Source organism: Pseudoflavonifractor phocaeensis (genome assembly GCF_016901735.1).
In the GTDB taxonomy this organism is placed as follows: Bacteria; Bacillota; Clostridia; order Oscillospirales; family Oscillospiraceae; genus Pseudoflavonifractor_A.
Map to the genome: position 1 here is coordinate 1 of NZ_JACLZC010000095.1, position 7,259 is coordinate 7,259.

At 63.8% G+C, this 7,259-nt stretch carries 6 protein-coding genes and 1 pseudogene; all 7 read right to left on the bottom strand.

Annotated elements, in window-relative coordinates; genetic code table 11:
* Window positions 1-360 precede the first annotated feature (360 nt).
* Window positions 361-813 carry a type II 3-dehydroquinate dehydratase gene (gene aroQ / locus H7U37_RS13910; protein WP_204876640.1) on the bottom strand — a complete coding sequence of 151 codons (453 nt, stop codon included), beginning with the start codon at window positions 811-813 and terminating at the stop codon, window positions 361-363.
* An 18-nt stretch (window positions 814-831) separates the two neighbouring features.
* Window positions 832-1,311 (bottom strand): annotated as a pseudogene (locus tag H7U37_RS13915) (shikimate kinase); the annotation flags it as partial.
* The gene (locus H7U37_RS13920; protein WP_204876623.1) at window positions 1,308-2,471 is read right to left on the bottom strand and encodes a bifunctional chorismate mutase/prephenate dehydratase; all 1,164 of its coding nucleotides are present in this window, start codon (window positions 2,469-2,471) and stop codon (window positions 1,308-1,310) included. The pseudogene H7U37_RS13915 and the gene H7U37_RS13920, both read right to left, overlap by 4 nt.
* Window positions 2,472-2,497: 26 nt before the next feature.
* A complete protein-coding gene (aroC, locus tag H7U37_RS13925) occupies window positions 2,498-3,541 on the bottom strand; it encodes a chorismate synthase (RefSeq protein ID WP_204876632.1) in 1,044 nt (347 codons plus the stop codon).
* Window positions 3,538-4,779, bottom strand: a complete 1,242-nt coding sequence (locus tag H7U37_RS13930) for a 3-phosphoshikimate 1-carboxyvinyltransferase (protein WP_204876634.1) — start codon at window positions 4,777-4,779, stop codon at window positions 3,538-3,540. The genes aroC and H7U37_RS13930 overlap by 4 nt, the downstream gene beginning before the upstream one ends.
* Window positions 4,776-5,840, bottom strand: a complete 1,065-nt coding sequence (gene aroB / locus H7U37_RS13935) for a 3-dehydroquinate synthase (protein ID WP_204876636.1) — start codon at window positions 5,838-5,840, stop codon at window positions 4,776-4,778. The genes H7U37_RS13930 and aroB overlap by 4 nt, the downstream gene beginning before the upstream one ends.
* Window positions 5,837-6,871 (bottom strand): 3-deoxy-7-phosphoheptulonate synthase, encoded by a 1,035-nt coding sequence (gene aroF, locus H7U37_RS13940; protein WP_204876638.1) that lies wholly within the window; start codon window positions 6,869-6,871, stop codon window positions 5,837-5,839. Before aroF ends, aroB begins: the two co-directional genes overlap by 4 nt.
* Between the last annotated feature and the right edge of the window lie 388 nt (window positions 6,872-7,259).

Genomic DNA, 7,259 nt, shown 5'->3' on the forward strand with positions numbered 1-7,259 from the left:
CGCCAGGCCCCGCAGCGTTAAAAAATGTGCCGGTGGCACATTTTTAGCGGAGGCCGAGCGGCTATGCCGCGAGGAGGGAAGCAAAGGCAACGGAAGGGGGGATACCCCCTGTGCTTTCACGGCTCCCTCTGCGCTAAGTAGGGGGCGGACACTGTCCGCCCCGCCTTTCCTGTGGTCCACGCCGCCCTCGGCGAGTAATGGGCGACCCTTGTGGTCGCCTGCTTCCATGCAGGCACTTTGACGTTTCCTGCACCACGTTCCACTTCTTCGACAGCCTGCGGGCGCCATGTATGGCGCCCCTACGAGTCTTTACCGTTCAAGCCCGCTTTCCTGTCTCGCAGGCAGTTGCCTGGCAAGCGCTCAATGAAAGCTTTCTTTGCCTACTTTCTTTCTCGAAAGAAAGTAGGAGAGGGCGGCCTGGTAACCGTAGAGGCCCAGACCGCAGATCTGGCCCACGCAGGCGGGGGCGGTGACGCTTTTATGGCGGAATTCCTCCCGCTGGTGGATGTTGGAGATATGGACCTCCACGCAGGGGACAGAAACGGCCTTCAGGGCGTCCAGGATGGCCACGCTGTAATGGGTATAAGCGCCGGGATTCATGACGATGCCGTCATACACGCCGTCCGCCTGCTGGATGGCGTCCACAATGGCCCCCTCGTGGTTGGACTGGAAGCAGTCCACCTCCGCTCCGTTGGCCGCGCCGAACGCCTTCAGGCTTTCGCAGAGGGACTCATAGCTGTTTTCCCCATAAATCCCCGGCTCCCGCTTGCCCAGCAGGTTCAGATTGGGTCCGTTGACGACCAAAAGCTTCATCGTTCCAAGCACCTCCAAAATGGCCCGGACGGTGGCGTCCGGCGTGGAAAATTCCTCTATCACATGGTCGGCCCAGCGGCGGTAAACCGGCTCCCGCTGGGCAAAGCGGGCCAGAAAGGCCTCTTTTCCGCCCTGTCCCAGGGGCCGGCCGTCCATCGATACCGTATCATAAATCTCCCCCGGGTCCCGGCGGAGGAAAAACACCGTTCCGCTCTCTTTCAGCGGCCGGATGCTCTCCTCCCGCAGGGGCAGACCGCCGCCGCAGGCGACCACCAGCCCGGACCGGGCCGCCAGCGCTCTGGCCGCCGCTTCCTCCGCCCGGCGGAAATGGGCCTCGCCGTCGGCGGCAAAGATCTCCGGAATGGTCCGCCCCTCGGTCTCCTCCACAAAGGCGTCGGTATCGGCCAGCTCCAGCCCCAGCCGCCGGGCCAGCAAGGCCCCTGCCGTGGACTTTCCGCAGCCCATCATACCGATGAGCACAAGATTTTTTTCTCTCATCGGACGCCCTCATAGGACGGAAAGTTGCCTAAAATCCGCATCTCGCTGGCCAGCTGGGACAGCTCGTGAAGGACGCCGTCCATGCCGGGCGCGGTCAGGTCGCCGCTGAACTCCAAGAAAAAGAGATACTCCCAGCTCCGGCCCGGAATGGGGCGGGACTCCAATTTCAGCAGGTTGAGGCCCTGGACGGCAAAAATGGTCAGAATCTCATGGAGAGAGCCGCTCTGATGGGGCAGATGAAAGAGGGCGCTGATCTTGTCCCGGCCCTGGCGCAGCTCGGGGACCGGCGAAACCACCACGAACCGGGTGTGATTGGCGCTGTTGTAGTTGGTGCCCTCCACCAGGATGTGGAGCCCGTAGAGCGCCGCCGCCCGGCGGGAACAGATGGCCGCCGCGGTGCGGTCGCCGGTCTCGGACACCTGCTTGGCAGACCCCGCCGTGTCCAGGGTGGGCACCCGGGTCCAGTCCCGGTGGGCGTCCAGAAACCGCTCGCTCTGCATGAGCCCCTGCTCGTGGGAATAGACCGTGCGGATCTCCTCCATGGCCACACCGGGCAGGGCCATGAGGCAGTGCTCCACCTTCACCTCATACTCGCCCACGATGGAATAGCGGTACTGGGCCAGCAGGTCGTAAACCTGCCGGATGGAGCCGGTGGAGCTGTTTTCAATGGGCAAAACGGCGTAATCCGCCTCCCCGGCCTCCAAGGCCTGGAACACGTCGGAAAACCAGGGGCAGCCCCTGCTGTTCACCTCCGCGCCGAAAAAGCCCACCGCCGCCTCCTCGCTGTAACACCCCGGCTCCCCCTGGTAGACCACCCGGGGATTTTGCACCGGCGCTCTGGCCCGGGCCATGTCGGATACCCAGGCGGCATATCCCGGGTCCTCCAGTCCCTCCTTGACCAGCTGGCGCTGCTGCCGCCGGGAAATGGCCATAATAGCCTCATAAAGATGGGCCAGGTCCGCCTTCCGGGCCGGGTCGTCGGTCATGGCCGTCTTGGCGGCGATGACCTCCTTTTCCCGCTGGGCGTCCAGCACCGGGATGCCCCGCTGTTGCTTATAGACCCCCACCTGTCCGGTCACCGCCATCCGCTCCAGGAACAGCGCCACCAGCTCCCGGTCGATCCGGTCGATCTCCCGGCGGTATTGTTCCAGTTGTGTCATTTCCATTCGCTCCTTGCCCCCATCTCTCAAATCCCCAGCAGGGCGCAGGCAGCCAGCGCCGCCGCCGCCTCAATGACCGGCACCGCCCGGGGGACGATGCAGGGGTCATGACGGCCCTTGATCTCGATCTCGATCTCCTCCCCGGTGCGCAGGTCCACGCTCTCCTGGGGGAGGGCGATGGAAGGCGTGGGCCGGATGGTCACCTCAAAGGTCACCGGCATCCCGTTGGTGATGCCGCCGTTGACGCCGCCGGCGTGGTTGGTCTTGGTGACCACCTTCCCGTCCTCCACGGCGAAGGGATCGTTGGCCTCGCTGCCCCGCATGAGGGAAAAGGCCACCCCCGCGCCGAAGTCCACCCCCTTCACCGCCGGGACGGCAAAGAGATACTGGGAAAAGATGCCCTCCACGTTGCATCCGAAGTCGGGCGCGCCCAGACCGGCGGGCAGACCGGTGACGGCGCACTCAATGGCGCCCCCCACGCTGTCCAGTTCTTCCTTGGCCTCCAGAATGGCCTGGCGCATCTCCTCCCCTTTGGCGTCGTCCAGTACGGGGAAGGCTTTTTCCGCCACCGCCGCCAATTCCGCCGTATCCTCCAGGGAGGCGTCGCAGATCCCGTAAATGGAGCTGATGTGGGCTCCCACCGTCACGCCCTTCTGGGCCAGAATCTGCTTTGCCACCGCCCCCGCCGCCACCAGAGGCGCAGTGAGCCGGCCGGAAAAATGCCCGCCGCCCCGGTGATCCTGGCAGCCCTTGCTCTTGATGAACCCGGCATAGTCGCCGTGGCTGGGCCGAGGGGTGTAACGGAGGGCATCGTAATCTCCCGAGTGCTGGTTGCTGTTGCGGATAATCATGGTCAGCGGGGTTCCGGTGGTCTTGCCCTCAAAAAGTCCCGAGAGCACCTCCACCCTGTCGCTCTCCTTACGGGCGGTGGCGGTGGGGTCCTGGCCGGGACGGCGGCGGTCCAGCTCCCGCTGTACCTTTTTCAGATCCAGCGCCAGACCGGCGGGCACCCCTTCCACCGTCACGCCGATCACCGGCCCGTGGGATTCGCCGAAAATGATGTGTCTCATACTGTCTCCTCCAAAGTCACCTGTCCGCCCAGCTGCTGATAATGCCGCCAAAAGTCCGGATAGGATTTCTTGACGCAGTCGGCGCCGGTGATGCACACCGGCTGTTCACAGCGGATGGCGGCAATGGCGGCCATCATGGCGATGCGGTGGTCATTGTGCCCCGAGACCGTCACCCCGCCGGGCAGCTTCTCCTTGCCCGCAATGACCAGATCGTCGGGCCCCTCTTTGATCTCCGCCCCCAGGGCCGTGAGCACCTCCGTCACCGTGGCCAGCCGGTCGCTCTCCTTGATGCGCAGCCGTCCCGCGTTGACGATGGACGTCTTTCTTCCGGCCCGCAGCGCCGCCATGGCCGCCAGCGGGGGCACCAGGTCGGGACACTGCCGCACATCCAGCGTCAAGTCCCCCGCCTCCTCCATGGCCCGGGCAAAACCGGCAATGCGTTTGTCCCCCTGGGCGGAGTCCGGGTCCAGCCCGGCGATATCCACCGGACAGCCCAGACTTTGGGCGGCGTACCAAAAGCCCGCGTTGGACCAGTCCCCCTCCACCGCGCCGTCACAGGCCCGGTAGCGCTGGCCGCCGGGGACGTGCCAGCCGTTTTCCCGTGCCTCCACCGCCACGCCGAATCGCTCCAGCGCCCGGAGGGTCATGGTCACATAGTCGCCGCTCTCCAGCGGGCTGGTGAGGACGATGTCGCTGTCCCCCTCCAGCAGGGGAAGGGCGTACAGCAGCCCCGTGATGAACTGGCTGGACACGTCGCCGGGCAGGGCATAGACGCCCGGCGTCAATTGTCCTTTCACTGTGAGTATACCACCTTCCAGGCGGTAAAAAATACCCTTTTCTTCAAAGAGGCGGAAATAAGGCGTCTGAGGGCGCTCCATCAGCCGTCCCCGGCCGGTAAAGGCCCCGCCGCCGTGTACCGTCAGGGCCAGCGGAATGAGAAAGCGCAGGGTGGAGCCGCTCTCCCCGCAGTCAAAGATGGGATAGGGGCCCGCCTGGGGAATGGACCAGCCCAGGCCGTGGATCTCCACCACGCCCGGCCCTTGCTCCACAAAGGAGGCCCCCATGGCGGTCAGACAATCCCGGGTGGCGGCGATGTCCTGAGAAAAGGCCACGTGAGACAGGGTGCTGATCCCGCCGGACAGAGCGGCGGCGATGAGCAGCCGGTGGGCCTGGGACTTGGAGGGGGGCGGCGTTACCGTCCCCGCCAGCGTCCGGGGCAGGATGCGGGCCGTTTTCATACCAAAGCCTCCAGAAGGGCCTGCTTATCCATCCGGCGGGGGATGGCGTGGCCCAGCGCGTCCAGCAAAATCACCCGGATGTCGTTCCCCGTTCCCTTCTTGTCCAGGCCCACGGCGGCGGCGTATTCCTCCGCCGTGCAGGGAATGGCGGTGGGCAGTCCCAGCGCGGACACCAGCCCCTCCAGCCGCTCCGGAAGGTCCGGCGGCGTGACGCCCAGCTTTACGCCCAGATGAGCGGCGGCGCACATCCCGGCCGCCACCGCCTGACCGTGGCTCCACCTCTCATAACCGCCCGCCAACTCGTATGCGTGGCCCAGGGTGTGCCCAAAGTTGAGGAGCATCCGCTCGCCGGTGTCCCGCTCGTCCTGCTCCACCACCGCCCGCTTGATGTCGCAGCAGGTGAAGAGGATATGCTCGATCTCGTCCATGAGAAGCTTCCGGTCGGGACGCTGGGCCAAAAAGGCAAAGAAATCCCCGTCCTTGATGCAGCCGTATTTGACCACTTCGGCCATCCCGTCCATAAAGACCGCCTGGGGCAGGGTGTCCAGCACGTCCGGGTCCATGATGACCAGTTTCGGCTGCCAGAAGGCCCCGGCCAGATTCTTCCCCGCCTGCAGGTCAATGGCCACCTTTCCTCCCACCGAGGAGTCCACCTGGGCCAGCAGGGTGGTGGGAATCTGGATGAAATCCACCCCCCGCAGCACCGTGGCGGCGGCAAAGCCCGCCAGATCGCCTACCACGCCGCCGCCCAGCGCCACAACGGCGTCGGTACGGGTGAGGCCGAAGGAGAGGAACTCCTGATAGAGCTCGCCCAGCATGTCCAGCGACTTGGAGGTCTCGCCGGCGGGAATGGTGATCACCTTGACCTGAAAGCCGGCGGCGGCCATACGGGTCGCCACCCGGCTGGCATAAATGGGACCCACGTTGCTGTCGGTCACCACAGCGATGCGGGTGGCGTGGAGGAGCACCGAACGGGTGATGACGCCGGCGGCGTCCAGAAGCCCCCGCTCGATGAGAATGTCATAGCTGCGCCCGGGCAGGGAGACAGTGAGGCTCTTCATTTCTCCTGCGCCTCCAGACTGCCGATGCTGGTGGTCCAGCTGCGCAGGCTCTCCACCTTCTTCATGAGGTTATCAAACTTGGTGGGGGTGAGGGACTGCTGCCCGTCGCATTTGGCGTGCTGGGGATCGTTGTGGACCTCGATGATGAGGCCGTCCGCCCCGATGGCGGTGGCGGCCAGAGCCAGCGGCTCCACCATCCAGTACATACCGGCGGCGTGGGAGGGGTCCACGATGATGGGCAGGTGGCTCATCTGGCGGACGGCGGGAATGGCGGACAGGTCCAGGGTGTTGCGGGTGTAGGTCTCAAAGGTGCGGACGCCCCGCTCACACAAAATCACGTTCTCATTGCCCCCGGCCATGATATACTCGGCGGACATGATCCACTCCTCGTAGGTGTTGGCCAGGCCCCGCTTGAGCAGGACGGGCTTGGACATCTTACCCACTTCCTTCAAAAGCTCAAAGTTCTGCATGTTCCGGGCGCCCACCTGCACCAGGTCCACCTTCTCCTCAAAGAGCTCCGCCATGCGGGGGTCCATGATCTCGGTGACAATGGGCAGGCCGGTCTTTGCCTTGGCCTTCAGGAGCAGATCCAGACCGGGGGTGCCCATGCCCTGGAAGGAGTAGGGAGAGGTGCGGGGCTTGAACGCGCCGCCCCGCAGCAGCGTCGCGCCGGAGCGCTTCACGTCCCGGGCCACCTCGGTGATCTGCTCCTCGCTCTCCACCGAACAGGGACCGGCGATCACCGCGAAATGGCCGCCGCCGATCTTGACCCCCGCCACATCCACCACGGTATCCTCCGGATGGAATTTGCGGTTGGCCTTCTTGTAGGGCTCCTGAACACGCATGACGCGCTCCACGTGGGGGTTGATGGAGATCTTGTCCATATCCACGGCGGTGGTATCACCCACCAGACCCAGGATGGTACAGCCCACGCCGTTGGTGATGCCTACTGTCAGGCCAGTGCCCTCCAGCTTGTGGACCAGGGACTGGATATCGGCCTCTTTCGTGCCGGGTCTCATGACGACTACCATAATATTATCTTCCTTTCTGCACAAAAAAAGCACCCATTGATGAAATCAATGAGCGCCTTCCAGCAATATGCCTGCGACAAGACCTACGCCGGTCCTCCCATTTCTTTCATCCTTACGTTATTTCTCCACGCCAAAAAAGCCGGTGCTCATAAATCGAGCCCAGCCGCAGAAAAACACGAAGGATGCAGTTGTGAGGGACGGACGAGACATAGATACTTCCTCACTTTAACAGGTTGTGGACATTATACAACCTTCTTTTCTGAATTGCAACCACTAATTTTGTAGGAGTACAATACATGTTGGACAGTTGAATAAAAAAGGATGAAGGATAGGGCCTCATCGGTTAAAGTTGAGTTGCGACACAACAACTTGACGAGAGGGGGCCATA